The sequence below is a fragment of the Lactobacillus bombicola genome, assembly GCF_900112665.1.
Taxonomy (GTDB): domain Bacteria; phylum Bacillota; class Bacilli; order Lactobacillales; family Lactobacillaceae; genus Lactobacillus; species Lactobacillus bombicola.
Genome location: NZ_FOMN01000001.1, coordinates 127,985 through 148,034 on the forward strand (window position 1 = coordinate 127,985; position 20,050 = coordinate 148,034).

Sequence of the window (20,050 nt, forward strand, 5' to 3'; positions counted from 1 at the left end):
TATAAATGTTTTCAAAATCCAAACAGACATTCTTATTTTGCTTTATAATTTAACTAAGATAAATTTATTTAGGAGAAAATGATATTGGAAACAAAAAAATATTTGGACTTAATTGAAGATGAATTAACAAAAATGCCTGACTTTGTCCAGGAATACAATTTTGGTACTAACCATTCCTTAGCAACTACCTATCAATATTTAACAGAAATTCGCAGATTTTTTGATTGGTTACGCAAAGAAGGAATTTCTTCTGCTCAAAAAAATAGTGATATTACAACTACTACTTTAGCTAATTTACATCGTAATGACATTATGCTTTATATCAATTATCTAGGTCATGTTAAAAACCAACAAGGTCATTTAAATTCACCTACAACAATCAATCGCTCGATTAACGCCCTACGCTCACTTTTCAAGTTTTTGACCATTACTGCAGATAATAATGACGGCCAACCTTACTTTGAGCGAAATGTGATGCTGAAAATTGACTCCCTTAATAATACTAAGACCCTTAATTATCGTGCACATATTCTTGAATCTCATATGTATATTGGAGACTTAAAATACCAATTTTTAAATTATATTGAGAACAACTTTGAAAAGCACTGTAATCCTCATGCCCTCCCCTCCTTTAAGCTTAACAAGGAGAGGGATATGGCAATTATTGCCGTAATTTTAGGGACAGGAATCAGAGTTTCAGAATGTGCGGGTATTAATATATCCGATTTAAATTTAAAGAAAGCAACTTTAGACGTTACTAGAAAAGGCGGTCAAAAAGATAGTGTGCCAATAGCCGAATGGACGTTAACTTATCTAGTTAAATATCAAAAAATACGTAGCCAACGTTATAAAGCAACCAAAAAAGAAACAGCGTTTTTTCTTACTAGGTGGCACCATCAAACGCGTCGAATGACAACTAGCGCAATTGAAAAAATGGTTAATAAGTACTCGGCTTCATTTGGACACCCACTCACCCCACATAAGCTGCGTCATACTCTTGCTTCAGAACTTTATGGAGTTACTAAAGATCAAGTTTTAGTTGCACAGCAATTAGGTCAAAAAGGTACATCAGCAACAGATTTATATACACACGTTGACCAACATAAGCAACGTGAAGCCCTAAATAAAATCACCCAAAGTAATAATTCAAATAATAAAAAGAGCTAGTAATCATAACTAGCTCTTTTTATTATCGTTATTAAAATCTTACTTGCCAACTAGAACCAGCCTGCGCAGCATTGAAACACATTTTAATTTCATCTTCATTAGTTTTATTTTGTGAAAGTGGAGGAAGATTATTTAAATTGAAGTAAGCACTCTCGCTTGTTTCAATATTGGGTGTGAAATTTGAACTTAATTCGCGACACAGAAAAATAACATTACACACGTTGACTAGCCTTTTAATACGCTGTTTATCATGAATGGTAGTTTGACTATCATTAATTGCAATTAGATAATCAATTGCAATATCACATCCGGCTTCTTCTTTTGCTTCTTTAATGCAGTTATCTTTTACCGAAAGATTAGGTTCACACCATCCTCCAGGCAGGGACCAACAGTTGTCTGTGGTTTCTTTAACCAACAAAATCTGCTTATTTTTAAAAATTGCTGCTCGTGTGGCTAATTTAGATGTTTGATAGCCATCTTCACTACTGAAAATTTCTTTTACTTGTTTCAGTGGTAATCCGGTTTTGGCAGCCATCATTTCGGTAGCAATTAATCTAATTTGTGTATACCGTTCTATATCAAAACAATCATTGCCATATTCTAACCCATTTTGGGCAATATTTTGTAATTTTAAGGTCCAATTTAAAAATTTATCTGTATTGTCCATTTTTAATCCTTAAAATATTTTTTATTTAGTTAAATCAATTTTATCAATATCAATCATCCAGCCAATTGCAAATGATTTTTCGCCTAAGTGAGTTGCAATTCCTGGACTAAATTTAGTAATTGAAATGTTTTGCCCAGGAAAGTTTTCTTTCAAAAAGACTTTTGCTTCCTCTACTTGACTACTATCATTTGAATCAATAATAAATAATTTGATTTTATCTTTGTATGGAAGTGTAGCAATTTTGCTTAAAATTAATTGCTGCATTTTCGTAAAAGCACGTTTCATTGATCTAATTTTATCAAAAGCCACAATATTTCCGTCTTTAAAAGTTAAAAGTGGCTTTATATTAAGCATTGAACCAATAAATGCTTCAGCATTACTTAAGCGACCACCTCTTTTAAGGTTCTGCAAATCGTTTGGTACAAAAATTTCATCAATTGTGCCCCTGATCTCTTCAAGTCGTTTAAGTATTGTATCTAAGTCGACCCCATTTTTTATCATTTTTGCGGCAGCTAAAGTAAGTTCTCCTTGAAGACGGACCGTCATTTTAGTATCAATTGCATGTAAGTTGTATTTGGGATTATTTTTCGAAATGTTACACAAAGTATGATAGAATCCAGAAATTCCACTGGATAAAGTAATTGCAATAATTGCTTCATATCCATCATAATGTAGTCTTTCAAAAAGACTAATTAAATCACCCATACTTGGTTGAGACGTTTTGGGAAAATCTGCCCCATTCTTTTGCATTTCAAAGAGTTGTTCAGACGTAATGTCAATATTTTCTAAATATTCTTTATTACCAATAATAATGGGTATTGGCAAAACAATAATGTTATTATCCTTTGCTTCTTGTTTAGTTATAACGCTAGTACTATCAGTAACTAATGCAATCTTCATCTAATTAACCTTTCGCTGTATATACAATATAGAAGATTATAGCATAAAAATAATGAGGTTACGACTAATAGTTAAAATCATTTTGAACCTTTTGTTTTTTGAATTAATTTAGTAAACACCTGGTTAAACGTGTCAATTTCATTTTCAGAAAATCCAGTTAGGAAAAATTCTTCTATATTTTTGACGGTACTCCTTAACTCAGCAATTTTTTTAATGCCATGCTCATTTAAATGGACAGTTTTGCTTGAATCGCTTTCCGAACGAGTAATTGTAATAAGGCTTAATGTCTTTTTTTGTTGTAGTTGTCGGCTTAAAGTTGATAAAGAAATTTTAAGCTTTTTTGCCAAATCACCCATTTTTTGTTCTTTATTGTCATTGTGAGCAAAATAAAGCAACAAACGAGTCTGAGAAAGGTTAAGACCGCACTTGTGCTTAATCTCCTTTTTAATAGTTTCGGAAATTAAATCGAAAGATAAAATGTCCATATAAACCTACCTTTTCTTTTAAAATCAATAATAAAAACAATTTATACAACTTTTAATTATTTGTGAAACATTATCAAATAACCTATTAGCGAATGATTATAGTTTATCGATTAATATTCTAAAAATCTAAAATCAGTATACCAGCTTTTTTAAAATAATGCTTGGCAAAAATTACAAAACATTTATATATGCACAAAAGTAACTTATTTTCAGATAATAATTCTTATACTTATTGCGGTATAATTGATATGATTAATATCGTATTTTTGAGGTGATACTTATGGCATATGATGGCTTATTCATTCATAGTTTGTTAGGTAATGTAAGAAAGCTTTTGGTTGGTGGACGTTTATCGAAAATTTATCAACCATTTGAGCATGATTTAATTTTAATTTTTAGAAAAGAAAGAAAAAATCGCCAATTGCTTATTTCGGCAAATGCGCAATATCCCAGATTTTATATAACTGACCAATCGATTAATAACCCAGATAAGGCTCCTACTTTCGTAATGGTACTAAGAAAATATCTTGAAGGCTCTATTTTGCAATCAATTAAACAAGTTGGTGTTGATCGAATCATTAATTTTTATTTTAGTAATCGCAACGAATTAGGCGATCAAGTACAACTTGTTTTATCAGTTGAATTAATGGGTAAGCATAGTAATGTTATTTTATATAATCAAACAAGTGGACGGATTATTGATTTACTTAAACGGATAAATCCAGAAGAAAATCGGGTGCGTTTACTCTTACCTAAAGCTAAGTATGTATTACCGCCACTTAATCCAGGGATAAACGGCTTTGAGATAACATCAGCTGAATTTAAGGCAGAAATTAATAAGGTAGCACCAACTGAATTTGTGCAAAAGGTTAATGGACTTGATCGTGATGATCGTAATGAATTACTGGGCTATTTAACAGATGATTATTCTTATTCTTCGTTTATGACTTTTATAAGTCAATTTGATAAGGGCAGAGCATATATTTTAACAACTAAAAATAATAAACGAAAAATTTTCCCCTATCTTCCCTATCATCTTGATTTGCTTAAAGAAACTACTGATGATGACTTTAATCATGCACTTGATGAATTTTATCGCTACCAATCAAATCATGACTGGGTTAGACAAAAGTCAACGCAGGTCGAACGAATTATAAAGAATGAGCAAAAAAAATTAACAAAAAAAATAGTTAAATTACGCAATCAACTTGAATTGGCTGAAAACTCTGAAGGCTACCGAATCCGAGGCGAAATTTTAAATGCTAATTTAGCCCAAGTAAAGCCAGGAATGACCAAAATTAAACTACCCAATTATTATGATAATAATAATTTGATTTCAATTACACTTGATGTTGCATTGTCTCCTGCCCGTAATGCGCAGAAATATTTTACACGCTATAAAAAAATGCGTGACTCAATTAAGCATGTCAAAGAGCAAATCCAAATAGCACAAAATAACTTACTTTATTTTGATTCAGTTCAAACAGCAATTGATAATGCTGAACCACAAGATATTGATCAAATTATTGATGAATTAACTAGTCAAGGGTATATTAAACCAATATCGACGAAAAAGCGGCGTAAAAAGATAATAGAACAGAGCTTGAATAAATTCAAACTCTCTTCGGGCAAACTTGTTTTAGTGGGTAAAAATAATTATCAAAATGATTGGTTAACATTTAAAAAAGCTAATAAGCAAGATATATGGTTTCATGTAAAAAACATACCCGGTTCGCATGTGATTTTACAGGATTCTCAGCCCTCAGAAGCTGATATCATAGAGACAGCTGAAATTGCAGCCTATTTTTCTAAAGCGAAAAACTCTGCTCATGTACAAGTTGATTTTGTTAAAGATCAACGGGTTAAAAAGCCCAATGGTGCAAAACCAGGATTTGTTATATATACTGGCCAAAATTCGATTGAAGTTACGCCGCAAAAAGATAGAGTTTTAAGTAAAAGAATAGACTAATATTTATTAAAGAAAAAAAGTTGATAAATCACTGTTTTATAACAAGATTTATCAACTTTTTGCTTCTTCTTTAAGAGCTTTAACTTTGAAGACGGAAATATTTGCTATATAGGCAAAGTAGTCAAGGATAATGATTCTAAAACTTCCAAAATCAATTCTGTAGTTTCAATACTTGAAAAAACCGGAATATGAATATTTAGAGCAGCATCACGAATTCTAATTGCGTCACCACTTGCTGTGTCAGATAAATCAGTAATATTAATAATCATTACTATTTTATGTTGATTTATTTTATCTAACAAATTATTTTCGTTGCTATATACTTTAGTGATTACACCTGTTGTGATTCCTGCTTCAGCAAAATTATTAGCTGTTCCTTCAGTAGCAACGATTTTAAATCCAAGTTTATAGAATCGTTTAGCTAATTCAGTCATTTTTTTCTTATCTTGATCTCTTACTGAGATAAAGATGGTACCGTAACTAGGAATGCGTAGCCCACTTGCCTCGTAGCCTTTATATAGAGCTTTTGCTAATTGCGTGTCTCTACCCATTACTGAACCAGAAGATTTCATCTTAGAGTCAAAAGTATTATTGCTTGAGTAATTAATATAAGAAAAAACCGGCATCTTAACATAAATGAAATTATTAGACGACCATATTTTATTTTTATAAGCTAATTCCGGCAGATTATGACCACATAATACTTCAGTTGCACAAGCTGTAATATCTTTATCCAATGCCTTAGACAAAAATGCTATATTATGTCCAGCATATGGTTTAATTTGAAGTAAATAAATATCTTTATTAACGATTAAGAAATGTAGTGTGAAAATACCACGCATTTGTAGTCGTTTGATCAAATTAATTGTGTACTCAATAAGAAGTTTTTTGCTAATTTTGGCCAGATTTTGAGGCTTAAAAACTGCAATCGAGTCTGATGCATGAGAGCCCGTTTGTTCTAAATGCTCAATAATGCCTGGAATTGTCACATCTTTGCCATCTGAAATGGCTGTAACTTCATATTTGTTTCCTTCAATAAAGTGTGACAAGGTAATTTTAGCTAATTTATTTTCTTGCAAATATTTTTCTAAGGCAGGCAGATCATAAACAACAGCTGACTTTTGCTTGATACCTTCATTATTATAGCCACCTATTAAAATCGGAAAGTTCTGCTCTTTAATAAAATCAGCTGCTTCTTGTTTATCAAAAGTAGTTAATAATTGATTCTGCTTTAATGATTTTAAAGGTGCTTGCAAAATATTATTAATTTTTTCTTTTGGGTCAAGAGTATTATTACCCAATACATTCAGACCATATTTGGTTAATTTTTTACTTAATGCACTAACTTCTTTTCCAGAAAATTGTAGCAGAACATCCTTTATGGCCTCTTTTTCTGCAATATCTAGAATGTTTTCTAGTGTAATCGGTTCAAAGTAAATTTTATCAGCATTTTTATAATTAGCTGAAACAGACTCATCATTATTTGAAATTAAAACTATAGCATAATTATTATTATGTAAAACTTTGATAGCATGACTAATCATATAGTCAAATTCACTAGTTACGGATACTTGTGATGGTAACATACCAATAACTAATACTTTTTTATCGGCATTCAGAGGCTGTGACTCATCTTGGATGCTGTAGGCACTATAATATGCATGAACTCTAGGTTTATAGACACCAGCTGAACCATCAATTTGCAAATAGACAGGCTTTAGATGGATCTTTTTAAAGTGTTTGTATAGCACACTTTCTTTTATTTTCGTCAAATTAGAAATTAACGCATTACCAAAACCATATTTTTTTGCCGTAAGCAATAAATTGTCAGTAACTTCATCTTCAGCTAATTGCTGACCAATCTTAACGATATGCTCCAATTTTTGGTAATAAACAGGATGAATATATACAATATGTTGTAATTCCTGATAAGTAAAGCCTTGATAAATTGCTGCTAAAAGCTTGATTATATGCAATTCATTTGGATGATTTAGGTCAAAAATAATTTCAGCTTTGTCTTTAATTTTTTCAGCTTCAAAAACTTTTAAAGCCATTTCACTATTAATAGATGAAGCTAGTCCCTTTAAAAAGGCAGATTCAAAATTTCGTCCAATACCGATTGTTTCACCACTAGCTTGAGTTTTATTACTTAAATCATAATGATTACTTCCAGACTGTGTTAATGACCAAAATGGCATTCTTACAGTCACTTTATCTTGTATTGGTTCAATAGCAGCATTTAAATCGGTCATCGGATCAATAATCTCGTTTAGATTATAGCCCACAGCTATTTTACAAACAATATAGCCAATACTATAAAGACAAGTTTTTTGTAACCACAGAGCACTCCGCGTTAGTCGAGGTTTAATGGTTAAAATCTTTACTGTGAATTCATTGCCTTGATGCTTTACCGCAAAGTGAATATTTAAAATACCAATAATTTGTAAGCAATCAGCAATTTTTTTAGCAATTAGTCGAATTTTTTGGACTTGGTCATTATTTAAAGTTAAAGCTGGCATTACAGCAGCTGAATCACCTAAATTGACGGCAACTGGTTCAATTGTATCAGCTAAACCAGTAAATAAAATATTACCTCGATTATCACGTATTACATTAACAATAACCTCTTCCCATGAGGAAAGATCTTCAATTAAACGATAATTATCATGTAAAGCAATTTCATTTTGTTGCTCTTTTTTTAAATAATCACTCACTTCTAAGGAATTTTTTAAAATAATATGTTTATTATGTAAATAAGAATTATCTTTAATTAATAATACTGGAAAAGTAACTTGTTCCTTTAATTGTTGTTCTAGTTTATCAAATGCAAAATCAGTCATTTCCCAGTATTGATTTGCAGTAATTTTATTTCTTTCTAAAAAAGATGTCATATCCTGTTGGGAATTAAGTTTTAAAGCCTGTTCATTTAAGGCGAGCAAACGTACTCCCATTTGCTTAAGAATACCATCATGAACTAATTCACGTGTTACTTTAAGTCCAGTTGATGAACCATAAGCTGAAATAATTGCATCAGGCTCTTCCATCCTAATTATTCTTTTAAGAAAATCAATTGTCATTGGCTCCAAATAAACGGTTACACCTGGTTGTTTATCAGTAGAAACAGTTGCAGGATTGGGATTAACTAAAATAACGTTAATATCTTCTTCTAAAAGTGCACCGATTGCATCAGACATTAGGATATCTGTTTCCGACACACTACCAATTAATGTAGGACCTGATCCAATAATTAAAATTTTATCTAAATCATTTTCTAAAGGCATGCTTTACTCCATCATCTTTACAAAATCATCAAAAATTTGTAGTGCATCTAAACTACCCGGAGCACCTTCAGCATTAAAAGCTGTAGCAATTGCTTTGTTTTTAGTGCTGAAACCAGCTAGTAGTTGACTATGTAAATCATAGTATTTTTGGTCTAATTCAAGCTGGACACTATTTGGTAAAACTAAACAATCAATATTCATTGCTACTTGCCAAATTTGCTTTGTTAAATCATTAATTATTGGATAATTTGTGCCATTATATGCTTTAGGTAATTCCACTAATTGAAAATTCAAGTAATCACTAAGTACGAGAAAGCCGAGTCCAATTCCCCAGATGGGATACTCGCCATAAAAATTATCTAAGATAGGTCTAAGCTCACCTTGAACTTCTTTAACTTTACCAGGCCCACCAGAGATAATAATACCCTCAGGTCGTAAATTTTTGATATCTGGTACAGCAGTGTTATATGGCAAAACAGTTGCATTAATCTTTCTTAATGATAATTCTCGGAGCATTGAATGTTTAAGACCAAAATCAATAATAGCTACACTTTTACCAACATTTGGTACAGCATATGCATTTTTAGTTGAGACAGACGCAGACCTATTTTTTGGCAAAACTAGTGCTTTAATTTGATCAAAGGCATGTTCGTCATTAGTATCCATAATAGATGCTTTAATCGTTTTAGCTTTTGTTAATCGGTGAACTAAAGCCCGTGTATCAATATTATAAATTGCTGGAATATTTTTTTCTTTTAAAAAAGAATCAAGGTCTTGAAAGTTTTCATTATCTGAAATATTTAGAGCAACATCGTTAGCAATTATGCCCTTAACAGTAGGATTAATGCTTTCATAATCAATGGCATTAATTCCATTACCACCAATCATGGGTGTAGTAAAAACTAGAATTTTTCCAGCATTTGTAGGATCTGTAAGCGCTTCTTGATAACCGAAATTACTAGTTTCAATGGCTAACTCGCCAGTTGAAATAATTGAAGAACCAAGACCTTCACCAGCTAGTGAACTGCCATCTTCAAGAATTAAATATCGCTTCATCTCATCACATTTTTTCCTTTAGCTCGGCTAATCTTTCCGTAAAGATGGTTGGTGGAGCAACTTTAAACTCTAACCATTTATCAGTGCTGGGTTGCATGAACCCCAAAACTTGCGCATGTAAAAATTGACCGTTTCCTTGTAAGGTATTCTTTGGACCATATAATGGGTCACCAGCTACAGAATGACCAATATATGCCAGATGGACTCTAATTTGGTGTGTCCGCCCAGTTTCTAGTTGACAACTTACTAAGCTATAGCCCTTAAATTGTTCTAAAACTGTAAAATGTGTTATAGCTGGTTTACCATTATCAACTACAGCCATTTTTTTACGATTAAGTCGATCACGTCCAATAGGCGCATCAATTAAGCCGGATTGCTCGTTAAAGTTGCCATGAACAATTGCTAAATACAATCTTTTGTTACTTTTACTAGCAAGCTGTTTTTCTAAGCTAATTCGTGCCTTTTGATTTTTGGCAACCATTAATAAGCCCGAAGTATCCTTATCAATACGATGAACAATCCCTGGACGAAAACCTTCAGGACTACTTGCTAAATCTTTTGTATGATATAAAAGTGCATTTACTAAAGTGTGATTGGGGTGACCGGCAGCAGGATGAACTACCATACCTTGTGGTTTGTTAACTACAATTACATCTTCATCTTCATAAATAATGTCCAGTGCAATATTTTCTGCAGTTACTGCTAAAGGGGCTAATTGTGGTACAGTGACTGATATTCGATCTCCCGTTTGAATTTTATATGATACTTTTTCTTTTTTATGATTGACCATAATTCGTTCATCCTGAATCAGCTCTTTAATTCGAGTCCGTGATAACGAACTAATTTTACTTGCAATAAATTTATCTAATCGGCCCTGTTCTGTATTAACTTTGAGTTCATAATTTTTTTCCATGCTCTTTTTCACTTTCATCAAGAAATAGTAGATAAATAAATACCAAAACTATCCCGACTGTTATAGCAGAATCAGCAATATTAAATATATTAAAGTTAATAAAATCGAGTTGAATCATATCGATTACATATTTCAAATGAATCCGATCAATTAAATTGCCGATAATTCCTCCCAAAACTATTGCTAGACCCAATTTCATTAGTTTACTTTGATTTCGTCTTTGAAAAATATAATATAGACAGATTAGAATAGCTATTACACTAATAATATAGAAAAGCCACATTTGACCAGTAAGAATGTTCCAAGCAGCGCCATTATTTTGAATGTAAGTTAATGAAATAACATTAGCTAAAACTGGACGTATTTCCCCAATTGAAAAATTGTGGGCAACAAAACCTTTTAGAGTTTGATCAGCAACAACAATTAATAACGAAATTATTAAATAAACAAGTTTCATATATTTTTTAGAATAAGCCACTAATTTTACCATTATTATCAACATCAATATCTAGTGCCGCAGGATGCTTCGGTAACCCTGGCATATCTAAAACATGGCCAGTGGTAATTACAATAAAACCAGCACCATTTTTTAAACTAGCTCCTGTAACATGCAAAGTGAAATCTGTTGGTGCTCCTAATAATTTTTGGTTATCAGTAAAGGAATATTGAGTTTTAGCAATAATTACTGGCAACTTATCTTTACCAAGCTTTTCTAGTTCCCGAATATCATTTTCGGCTTTTTCAGAGTATTCAACTTTGCTAGCATGATAAATGTTAGTAGCGATTTTATCAATTTTTGTCTTAACTGAATCGTCTTTTTCATAAGTTGACACGAAATTAGACTGATTGGAGTTAGCTAAATCAACGACTGCTTGAGCAGCTGCAATTCCACCTTTTGATCCTTGCTCATGATAATCAACAACGAGAGCTTTAATTCCCTGTTCAGCTACCAACTTTTGTAATAAATTGAGTTCTGCAGGAGTATCAGTTGCAAAATGATTAATTAAAACTATTACTGGCACACCATAATTACGCATATTATTCATATGACGCTCTAAATTTTTAAATCCAACTTCTAATGCTGTAAGATTTTCATCATCTAAATGATCTGTGGTTCCTTCTGCTTGATATTTAAGTGCACGAACAGTAGCAACAACAACACAGGCATCAGGCTTTTTAGCAAGATTATTTGAAACAAAGTCCATAAACTTTTGCCCACCTAAATCACTACCAAAACCAGCTTCTGTTAATACATAATCACTTAAATGCAAAGCTAAATTAGAAGCAATAATGGAGTTAGCCCCATGAGCGATATTGGCAAAGGGACCACCGTGAACTAAGGCTGGAGTATGTTCAATAGTTTGTACTAAATTAGGTTTAAGTGCATTAGCCAATAGAGCTGCAATAGCTCCTTCAAAACCTAATTCTTTTACATAAACAGGTTGGTCTGTTTTGGTATAGCCAACTAGCATTAAACCAATTCGCTTTTTCAAATCATCAATATCAGTAGCTAAACATAAGATGGCCATTAATTCATTGGCAACTGTAATGGCAAAGCTTGATTTGTGTTCTATACCGTTAAACTTAGACCCCTGACCAACAGTTATGTTACGCAAACTACGATCATTTACATCAATGCCCCGTTTTAACAAGATTCTTTCCGGATCAAGATTAAGTTCATTTCCTTGATATATATAATTATCGACTAATGCAGCTAAGGTATCAATTGCCGCAGTTAACGCATGCATATCGCCAGTAAAATGAAGATTTATATCCTCCATTGGAATTACTTGTGCACGACCGCCTCCGGTTGCCCCGCCTTTTAGACCAAAAACTGGTCCCATTGAAGGTTCTCTAAGTGCAATTAAAGTTTTTTGATGGAGTTGATTATTAATTGCGTCTCCTAAGCCAATTGTCATAGTTGATTTACCTTCACCAGCTGGTGTAGGTGAAATCGATGTAACTAAAATCAACTTTCCTAAATGATCTTGAGCCATACTTCTGTTAATGGCAGACCATTTTATCTTAGCTTTATTTGAGCCATATAATTCTATATCTGCTGAATTTAAACCAATTTTAGTTGCTATTTTGTCAATAGGTAGTGAATGTGATTCTTGCGCAATTTGAATATCTGATGTCATTGGGCATACTTCTTTCTATAAAAAATTATTTGTCCTGTTACTTAATTGCATCTTCGAGATTAGAATTTAGGTTCCCCCTTTGACTTAATAAATTAATTATAGCAAAAATATAAGCTTGTGTATCTTAATTATTAACTAACTGAGAAATTCTGCTTTACCTTCGTTCAATGCGCAAAAGATGATATTTTTTAAAATTGTCTATTTTGACTACATAAATTGAAAAACAATGCCATTTATTATTAATTTGTGGTACTGATTCTAGCTGCGTTTTCACCTTAAATGGTAATTTGAAAATATTCCCCTTCCAATAGGAAGTTAAAAATGTATAGATAACAAGAAAAATAAATAGAATTCCCCAAGCAATTGCTGACCAGTTGATAGTTTTAGTGCCCTCGTAGGTAATAATTAAACTCAAAAAAAGAACAATAAGTAACCAACTATAGTAAATAATCCCAACGTTACCTAAAATAATAAAATGTTTTTTATTCATTTTGCTTCTCTTTAAAATTAATTTGTATATTTAGATTACTATGATCAGTCGTATCAAATAATGTCTGCAAATATCGACCCAGTTTTGGTTGATATTTAGTCAATAGCCGATATTGCTCAGAATTATAAAGTTGAATTAACTTTTTTTCATTGATATGATTGTGTCCGGTAAAATAATTATAATTTGCTTCAATAAAAAATTTATTTATTTTTTGCCCAGAATTTTTATCTTTTTGCGTCATATTATGGGTTAGATTTTTTAATTGTATATCTTTAAGATAATTATGAAAATGGGTTAAAATATAACTTTTTTGTTCTTCTGCAGATAAGTATGGTCGCATATTAAAAGTTTGGCGCTGATATCTAATTTGATTTTTTTTGACTTTTACAAGACCATAAGCTTGATCAAAGGAACAAAAACTAGATGTAACTATTTCAGTAGTTGGAATATTTGGCTGTGGTTTTACAATGTTTTGTGCATGAATATGTCCAGAAAAAGCTAACTTAACATCATATTTTTGGCAAAGCTGACTTAATGAACTAGCATTATCGATAACAAATCCATGATTAACTGCAGGATTATGAACGTATAAATTATGATGCATAAATAAGAGCGGATATAAATTATGCTTTTGGGCAAATTTTAGCTGTTTTTCAAGCCAAGCCAACTGCATTTCGCCTATAAAACCAGCTGTTACTGGTGACCGCAAAGCTTCTTTTTGACCATATATATTAGTGTCAAGCATTAACAACAAGTATTGTGGATTTAACTGAATGCTGTATGCTAATGAAGAAGAATCTGTTGCCCAAGCATGATCATAAGATTCATGAAAAATATTGCGCCAATCAGTGGGACTAATTTGTTTTGTATAAAGTTGCTGGTCATTACTAAAAGATCGCGCCCAGCCATCAAAAATATCATGATTTCCTGGTAATAAAAATAGTTTGGTGTCAGTTAAGCTACTAAAAATTTTTTGAAATCTTTGTGCTGATAATAATTCGCCATTAAAAGTGACATCGCCAGTGACAATAATTGCTGCTGGTTTTTTTTCGTTTGCAAATTTGCAAAAAGCTCTAAGAGCAATTTCTTGATATACCAAATCTTTGCCTTGGCTAGTACTTTGAATTTGCTTGAAGGCAGGTCCATTATCATGAAGTTGATTAGCAATTAAATGGGTATCAGTAATCACCCAAAATTCAGTATCTAGTTTATTTGTAATCATTTTTTGCCCAATATTGATAAAAATCAACACGTAAGTTGCCATTAAATAACTTACGTTTCTTAGTTGCTTTTTTGCCAAAAAAACTTTCGAAATTGGGATCACCAACTAAATAATATTGACTAAAACTATCATATTTTAGTAAGTTTGACCCCATTTGGGTGTATAAGGCTTCGGCCGATTGTTTATCTTTTAACCTTTTCCCATATGGAGGATTAGCAATAATCACCCCATTTTTTAAATCGGTTGCTAAATCTTTAACAGCAACTTGCTTAAAGTAAATATCTTGTAATACACCAGCATTGTTAGCATTTAACTTAGCAATTTCCAAGATGGATTGGTCAATATCGCAAGCCCAAATTGGGGCTGCTAGTTTTTTGATTTTACTTTTTGCTTCAATTAATAAGTCTTTGTGTAATTTTGCATCAAACCAATCAAAATTATCGAAAGCAAATTTTCGCCATGATCCGGGAGCAATATTTTTCCCAATTAGAGCAGCCTCAATTGCTAAAGTACCTGAACCGGTCATTGGATCGATTAGCGGATGACTTCCGTCAAACGGAGTTAACTTTATTAAACTTGCTGCAAAATTTTCTTTCAGGGGTGCGCCACCATGCTCAATGCGATAACCACGTTTAAAAAGACTGTCACCACTAGTATCAAGTGAAATACGGGCAGTATCTTTATAGAGGTGAATGTCTAATGGATAAAAATTACCACTTTCTGGTAAAAAACCACGGCGATGATATTGATCGGACATTTTGTTGACGATTGCCTTTTTTACAATGGATTGAATACCTGGCTCAGAGTGCAATTTTGAGCGAACAGACCGCCCTTGCACTGGAAATTTAGCATCAATAGGTAAAATTGTTGCCCAATCGATATCATATACTTGATTATATAGTGTATCAAAATCAGTTGCTTTAAATTCTTTAAGTAAAATTTTTACGCGATCAGCTGTACGAAGCCAAAGATTGGTTTTAACGATATCTGCTTGAGTTCCCTTAAAAAATACACGACCATTTTCTGTAGTAGTTTCATAACCTAGTGAATGTAATTCTTTAGCCACAACACTCTCAAAACCGGCACCCATTGTTGTATATAATTGATATTTTTTCATTAGTTATCTCTTTCATTTTAATTTCAAAAAAAGCGTTGAGCCCTTTTAAAAGCTCAACGCTGCCTGTACAAATTTCTATAAGCCACGTTCTGTACGGGTAATTTTGGCAAAATTACCTTCAGCAGCCATCTATCTTTACTATCAACATAGTAATCTAACCTTTAGTTCATTTTCTTAGGTTAAGACGCCCCCACCAAATTTGGGTTGCACGCTCGCAGGGTTTACCTCGTTCCACCAATAATGTTTCCACTACTGCTACGTCACTGTGGCACTTTTCAGAATATTCATGCATATTAAAAAACTTAGCACTTTTTTCGCCGTAATTATAAAAATTCTTTAGTTTATTGGACTAAATACGAGCACTACAAGCATCTCAGCTTGTGCGTGCGTGGACTTTCCTCAGCTCAATTATAAAAATCAAACCGCGACTGCTCAAAATTTGTACTATAAAAAATTATAGCAAAGCTTACTGCTTTTGCAAACCATAAACTTGTCGTTCTAAGTTATAAACTTTACGTTCAAGAGCTGAGATACGTTGAATGATTGCCATGTTAGTAGAACTTTCTGTTTGGTTAGTTTCGCTATCACTAATTGAAGTAAATGACGGATTTCGACTGTGTTTTGGAGTATAAGTACGTATAACTTCATCGGTTGCTTTTGTTTGATTAGTTTCTTTAGAAAACTGGTCTTTTTGCTTTTCTTTTTGTTGATCAGCCATTAGTTGGCCTTGTAATTTTCCGATTTGACCATATAAATCTTCAATGAGCTGTTCAAAAGTATCGTAATCAGCAATTACAATATCTAAAAATGCATCAACTTCATCGGGATCAATACCTTTAACTTTAGTTCTAAATTGTTTTTTTAAAATATCCTGTGTAGATAACTGTATATCATTTAAATCAGCCATGAGAATGCAACTCCTTTATCGTTATAATTTATTTTAGCAAAAAGTTGTTTAGCTTAAAACTTAAACGATAATTTTAGGCAAACTTTTATAAATTTTATTAGAATTGATTTTTTTCCTGATCACGATATTCTTCAGCAGCATCTTGTAAATCATAAAAATCAATTAATTCAAGTGGATAGTTTGTAGTTTGTTGATAGTTACGAATTAAGTCATAGTCATATTTAGCTTTCCCAGGATATTCTGCGTCATATACCATTAAAGCAGCATCAGTATGTAAAAGCATAAAATTTTGATAATTTCTAAGTTGGACTGCGTCATAATAAGCTTGATTTGAAGTTGATGCAAAGAAGTCAACTTTTTGCGTTAAATTAATAAATTTAGTTTGATTAGTTTCGTTCCACCTATGAGCAAAATCTTCGTAAGGAGTGATGATTGAAACGCGTAAGGGATATTTTTTACGTAGTGCAATTGCTAATTCACAGGCCCATTGCTCTATTCCGAGGTTAGCACCAGTAATTACCCAATCAAGCTGTCCATTTTCAAGTAAATTAACCAAACGAGTTTGCAAGACATTTTTGATGATTTTTATTTTTGGATCTTGATCGTTAAAGGTATTTAATTCAAAATTTCGATATCCAGTAATCCAAAGACGTTGCATAGTAAAAGAGATAGCTCCTTGTTCAAAAACTTTTCTATTATTGCTATAATGCTAACAGGAGTGAGATAGATGGTCAAATATCCAAACGGTACTTTTGCCGCATTTCGTAAGTCTGTTGGAGATCCTACATTTAAAAAAAATCAAAAAAGCAACAATTATCGTAAAAATATAAGCTTTTCTGATCGTGGCATGACTCTAGAGCAGATGATTAACGAATCAAATAAATTTTATCGTCTTAAAGAAATTGCGGTTGTACATAAAAAACCAACCCCTATTCAAATTGTAAAAGTTGACTACCCTAAGCGATCAAGGGCCGTAATTAAAGAGGCTTATTTTCGCCAAGAATCTACAACAGATTATAATGGTGTATACAATGGCTATTATTTGGATTTTGAAGCTAAAGAAACTAAAAATAAAACAAGTTTTCCTTTAAAGAATTTTCATGAACATCAAATTGTTCATCTTACAGAATGTTTAAAACAAAAGGGAATTTGCTTTACAATTATCGGCTTTACTAGTTTGAACCGATATTTTGTCACTCCAGCCAATATGATTGCTAAAGCTTGGTGGACCCAGAATAAGAGTTCAGTAACATTAACAGAAATTGAGGAATGGTCAGTCGAAATTGAAAACGGTTTTCAACCTACCCTTCCGTATTTGGAAGCCGTGGATTATTTTATCGCAGATAGGAAATCGAAGAATGGCAAATACAAAATATAAACGTGTATCGCGCAAAAATTATCGGCAAAATCGGCCTAAGCCAATATGGCGGCGGATAATTAAGTGGGCATTTTTAGTAGTTTTTCTGATTTTATTATCGGGTGTAGGCTTGTTTGCCTATTATGCCAAAGATGCTCCCAATATTAGTCGCTCACAACTAGAAAGTGGTGGTTCTTCAAGTCTATATACCACTGATGGTAGATTTTTACTGTCGCTTGGTTCAGAGAAAAGAATCTATGTCAAAGACAGTCAGGATTTACAATTATTAAAAGACGCAGTTGTCTCGGTTGAAGATAAACGATTTTATAAGGATAAATTAGGCATCGATCCCATCAGAATTGCTGGATCAATGTTAACAAACGCTAAAAGTAATAGTATTTCAGCCGGTGGGTCTACTATTACACAGCAGTTAGTTAAGTTAACCGTTTTTTCAACTGATGCTTCGCAACGTACTTTAAGGCGTAAAGCTCAAGAAGCTTGGTTAGCGATGCGCGTCCAGCGTGAATATACCCATGATGAAATTTTAGAGTTTTACATTAATCGTGTCTATATGAATTATGGTAATTATGGTATTGGGACTGCAGCTAATTACTATTATGGTAAAAAAATTGGTCAACTTGACTTAGCCCAAACGGCTCTATTAGCTGGTATCCCTAATCGCCCTACAGCATATAATCCTTATGTTTATCCTAAATATGCTAAATATCGGCGTGATCTAGTTTTAAAAGCAATGCTTGATAATAACAAAATTACGCAAAAACAGTATGAGCAAGCTACCAAGGAAAGTATTAAAAAGGGTTTAAAAGCACATAATCAACGTAAACAATCCAATTTACGTAAAATAGATGATCCTTATATAAAGGAAGCAATTACCGAAGTCAAAGCCAAGGGCTTTGATCCTTATCGTGACAATTTAAAAATTACCATTAATATTGATCAAAAGGCCCAAACTAAGTTATATCAATTAGCAAATAACGGCTTAGTCCCCTTCACTAATGATCAAATGCAAATAGGAGCAACTGTAATTGATCCAAGTAATGGACATGTAGTGGCAATTTTGGGAGGCCGCCATTTACCAGCTAGTGTTCAACTAGGCTTAGATCGGGCCGTACAAACTAGTCGTTCTACAGGTTCGTCAATTAAACCAGTATTAGATTATGCCCCGGCTATTGAGTATTTAAATTGGTCTACTGCCAAAATATTAGATGATAGCAAATACATTTATCCTGGAACTAACGTTCAATTATATGATTGGGATAATAAATATGATGGAGCAATGACGATGAGGCATGCTTTAGAGCAATCACGAAACGTGCCTGCTGTTAAAACTTTAGCAGAAGTTGGAGTTAGTCGAGCTGCTAAATTTGCCGCTAACATGGGTATTAATGTTCCTAAAGACTCAGGTTTATCTGTAGCAATTGGTGCTCAAGCATCTAGTCTGCAAATGGCTGGGGCATTTAGCGCCTTTGCTTCTATGGGGATTTACCATAAGCCACAATTTGTTTCTAAAATCGAAACACCTGATGGGTTAACTAGAAACTACGATTCTGCTGGAATTCGAGTTATGAGTAAATCTACTGCCTATATGATTACGGATATGCTCAAAGGTGTAATTAAACATGGGTCTGGTACTAATGCGCAAATTAAGGGACTTTATCATGCTGGCAAAACCGGTTCGGTTAAGTATTCTGAACAAGATTTAGCCCGTTATCCAGGTTATGCAGCAACCCCCAAAGACTCTTGGTTTGTTGGCTATACCCAGAGATATTCAATTGGGGTTTGGACAGGCTATGATAACCTACGCGATGGGACAATTTCGGGAATTGGTCAACAATCAGCACAATTATTTTACAAAAATATGATGTCATATTTAATGCAAGATAAAGAAAACACAGACTGGCAAAAACCAAATTCAGTTATACGAGCAAGAATTGCCCGTAATTCTAACCCACCTGAAGTTTCGCCAGCTGGTGATTGGCAATTATTTGTGAGAGGTCATGCCCCAGTAGGAATTATTGATGACAGCAGTTCTTATGATGAAGATGACGAAGAAACTAATATTAATCGTTCTAATTCTACTAGTACAACTCAAAATTGGCATGAAAGTGATCAACATATAAACGGTGCGACTACTCAGTCGAATACCAATCAGCATAATTCTAATCGTCAAGCTAAAGATTATTACCTCAAGGAGCCTGATGAAAGTCATGCTCATAGCAGCTCTGATTCTGGAGCTAATGATGCTAATAGTAATAAGCCAAAGCAAGATAATGATGATGCTGCAGATAATAGTTCACCTACTAATGAATCTAAAAATCAGCATAAAAGTCAACATTAAGTAAAAAGAGTAACAATAA

At 32.8% G+C, this 20,050-nt stretch carries 17 protein-coding genes and 1 other RNA gene; 4 read left to right on the plus strand and 14 right to left on the minus strand.

From position 1 onward, the window contains the following. Positions 1-84: 84 nt before the first annotated feature. Positions 85-1,167, plus strand: coding sequence for a tyrosine recombinase XerS (xerS, locus tag BM203_RS00600; RefSeq protein ID WP_122058781.1), 1,083 nt, complete (start codon positions 85-87; stop codon positions 1,165-1,167). 31 nt (positions 1,168-1,198) lie between these two features. On the opposite strand, the gene BM203_RS00605 is transcribed toward xerS, so the two are convergent. From BM203_RS00605 to BM203_RS00615, 3 genes are all read right to left on the minus strand, one after another. After that, on the minus strand, positions 1,199-1,834 hold the full coding sequence (locus BM203_RS00605) for an NUDIX hydrolase (RefSeq protein ID WP_090091925.1): 636 nt from the start codon (positions 1,832-1,834) through the stop codon (positions 1,199-1,201). Positions 1,835-1,855: 21 nt separating this feature from the next. Continuing rightward, a complete protein-coding gene (locus BM203_RS00610; RefSeq protein ID WP_090091927.1) occupies positions 1,856-2,734 on the minus strand; it encodes a DegV family protein in 879 nt (292 codons plus the stop codon). Between the two features lie 77 nt (positions 2,735-2,811). Then, positions 2,812-3,219 (minus strand): MarR family winged helix-turn-helix transcriptional regulator, encoded by a 408-nt coding sequence (locus BM203_RS00615; protein ID WP_090091929.1) that lies wholly within the window; start codon positions 3,217-3,219, stop codon positions 2,812-2,814. Positions 3,220-3,499: 280 nt separating this feature from the next. On the opposite strand from BM203_RS00615, the gene BM203_RS00620 reads away from it, so the two are divergent. Next, positions 3,500-5,188 carry an Rqc2 family fibronectin-binding protein gene (locus tag BM203_RS00620; protein WP_090091931.1) on the plus strand — a complete coding sequence of 563 codons (1,689 nt, stop codon included), beginning with the start codon at positions 3,500-3,502 and terminating at the stop codon, positions 5,186-5,188. A 104-nt stretch (positions 5,189-5,292) separates the two neighbouring features. Here the strand turns inward: BM203_RS00620 and BM203_RS00625 are convergent, their stop codons facing one another. The 11 genes from BM203_RS00625 to BM203_RS00675 form a co-directional block, all read right to left on the minus strand. Next, positions 5,293-8,469: a carbamoyl-phosphate synthase large subunit gene (locus BM203_RS00625; protein WP_090091933.1), complete on the minus strand. Its 3,177-nt coding sequence runs from the start codon at positions 8,467-8,469 to the stop codon at positions 5,293-5,295. Positions 8,470-8,472: 3 nt separating this feature from the next. Beyond that, positions 8,473-9,525: a carbamoyl phosphate synthase small subunit gene (locus tag BM203_RS00630; protein ID WP_090091935.1), complete on the minus strand. Its 1,053-nt coding sequence runs from the start codon at positions 9,523-9,525 to the stop codon at positions 8,473-8,475. A 4-nt stretch (positions 9,526-9,529) separates the two neighbouring features. Then, entirely contained in the window at positions 9,530-10,438 is a 909-nt protein-coding gene (locus tag BM203_RS00635) for an RluA family pseudouridine synthase (protein ID WP_090091937.1), read from the minus strand. Then, complete coding sequence (gene lspA, locus BM203_RS00640; protein WP_090092234.1) at positions 10,422-10,895, minus strand: signal peptidase II; 474 nt, start codon at positions 10,893-10,895, stop codon at positions 10,422-10,424. The genes BM203_RS00635 and lspA overlap by 17 nt, the downstream gene beginning before the upstream one ends. A 7-nt stretch (positions 10,896-10,902) precedes the next feature. Continuing rightward, positions 10,903-12,579, minus strand: a complete 1,677-nt coding sequence (locus BM203_RS00645; protein ID WP_090091939.1) for a formate--tetrahydrofolate ligase — start codon at positions 12,577-12,579, stop codon at positions 10,903-10,905. A gap of 154 nt (positions 12,580-12,733) precedes the next feature. After that, positions 12,734-13,069 carry a hypothetical protein gene (locus BM203_RS00650; protein WP_090091941.1) on the minus strand — a complete coding sequence of 112 codons (336 nt, stop codon included), beginning with the start codon at positions 13,067-13,069 and terminating at the stop codon, positions 12,734-12,736. After that, positions 13,062-14,291, minus strand: coding sequence for a metallophosphoesterase family protein (locus BM203_RS00655; RefSeq protein ID WP_090092236.1), 1,230 nt, complete (start codon positions 14,289-14,291; stop codon positions 13,062-13,064). The genes BM203_RS00650 and BM203_RS00655 overlap by 8 nt, the downstream gene beginning before the upstream one ends. Then, the gene (locus tag BM203_RS00660) at positions 14,278-15,408 is read right to left on the minus strand and encodes a THUMP domain-containing class I SAM-dependent RNA methyltransferase (RefSeq protein WP_090091942.1); all 1,131 of its coding nucleotides are present in this window, start codon (positions 15,406-15,408) and stop codon (positions 14,278-14,280) included. Before BM203_RS00660 ends, BM203_RS00655 begins: the two co-directional genes overlap by 14 nt. A 73-nt stretch (positions 15,409-15,481) precedes the next feature. After that, an RNA gene (rnpB, locus tag BM203_RS00665) (RNase P RNA component class B) lies at positions 15,482-15,848 on the minus strand. Between the two features lie 26 nt (positions 15,849-15,874). Then, positions 15,875-16,315, minus strand: a complete 441-nt coding sequence (locus BM203_RS00670) for a DivIVA domain-containing protein (protein WP_090091944.1) — start codon at positions 16,313-16,315, stop codon at positions 15,875-15,877. 97 nt (positions 16,316-16,412) lie between these two features. Beyond that, on the minus strand, positions 16,413-16,973 hold the full coding sequence (locus BM203_RS00675) for an SLOG family protein (protein WP_090091945.1): 561 nt from the start codon (positions 16,971-16,973) through the stop codon (positions 16,413-16,415). 69 nt (positions 16,974-17,042) lie between these two features. On the opposite strand from BM203_RS00675, the gene recU reads away from it, so the two are divergent. Then, positions 17,043-17,693: a Holliday junction resolvase RecU gene (gene recU, locus BM203_RS00680; protein WP_090091947.1), complete on the plus strand. Its 651-nt coding sequence runs from the start codon at positions 17,043-17,045 to the stop codon at positions 17,691-17,693. Beyond that, a complete protein-coding gene (locus tag BM203_RS00685; protein ID WP_090091948.1) occupies positions 17,674-20,031 on the plus strand; it encodes a transglycosylase domain-containing protein in 2,358 nt (785 codons plus the stop codon). The genes recU and BM203_RS00685 overlap by 20 nt, the downstream gene beginning before the upstream one ends. Positions 20,032-20,050 lie beyond the last annotated feature (19 nt).

What these genes read in the sequence shown, in the direction of transcription:
- BM203_RS00605 (WP_090091925.1), bottom strand. Translation starts at nt 1,834, where the DNA reads ATGGACAATACAGATAAATTTTTAAATTGGACCTTAAAATTACAAAAT.
- BM203_RS00610 (WP_090091927.1), bottom strand. Translation starts at nt 2,734, where the DNA reads ATGAAGATTGCATTAGTTACTGATAGTACTAGCGTTATAACTAAACAA.
- BM203_RS00615 (WP_090091929.1), bottom strand. Translation starts at nt 3,219, where the DNA reads ATGGACATTTTATCTTTCGATTTAATTTCCGAAACTATTAAAAAGGAG.
- BM203_RS00620 (WP_090091931.1), top strand. Translation starts at nt 3,500, where the DNA reads ATGGCATATGATGGCTTATTCATTCATAGTTTGTTAGGTAATGTAAGA.
- BM203_RS00625 (WP_090091933.1), bottom strand. Translation starts at nt 8,469, where the DNA reads ATGCCTTTAGAAAATGATTTAGATAAAATTTTAATTATTGGATCAGGT.
- BM203_RS00630 (WP_090091935.1), bottom strand. Translation starts at nt 9,525, where the DNA reads ATGAAGCGATATTTAATTCTTGAAGATGGCAGTTCACTAGCTGGTGAA.
- BM203_RS00635 (WP_090091937.1), bottom strand. Translation starts at nt 10,438, where the DNA reads ATGGAAAAAAATTATGAACTCAAAGTTAATACAGAACAGGGCCGATTA.
- lspA (WP_090092234.1), bottom strand. Translation starts at nt 10,895, where the DNA reads ATGAAACTTGTTTATTTAATAATTTCGTTATTAATTGTTGTTGCTGAT.
- BM203_RS00645 (WP_090091939.1), bottom strand. Translation starts at nt 12,579, where the DNA reads ATGACATCAGATATTCAAATTGCGCAAGAATCACATTCACTACCTATT.
- BM203_RS00650 (WP_090091941.1), bottom strand. Translation starts at nt 13,069, where the DNA reads ATGAATAAAAAACATTTTATTATTTTAGGTAACGTTGGGATTATTTAC.
- BM203_RS00655 (WP_090092236.1), bottom strand. Translation starts at nt 14,291, where the DNA reads ATGATTACAAATAAACTAGATACTGAATTTTGGGTGATTACTGATACC.
- BM203_RS00660 (WP_090091942.1), bottom strand. Translation starts at nt 15,408, where the DNA reads ATGAAAAAATATCAATTATATACAACAATGGGTGCCGGTTTTGAGAGT.
- BM203_RS00670 (WP_090091944.1), bottom strand. Translation starts at nt 16,315, where the DNA reads ATGGCTGATTTAAATGATATACAGTTATCTACACAGGATATTTTAAAA.
- BM203_RS00675 (WP_090091945.1), bottom strand. Translation starts at nt 16,973, where the DNA reads ATGCAACGTCTTTGGATTACTGGATATCGAAATTTTGAATTAAATACC.
- recU (WP_090091947.1), top strand. Translation starts at nt 17,043, where the DNA reads ATGGTCAAATATCCAAACGGTACTTTTGCCGCATTTCGTAAGTCTGTT.
- BM203_RS00685 (WP_090091948.1), top strand. Translation starts at nt 17,674, where the DNA reads ATGGCAAATACAAAATATAAACGTGTATCGCGCAAAAATTATCGGCAA.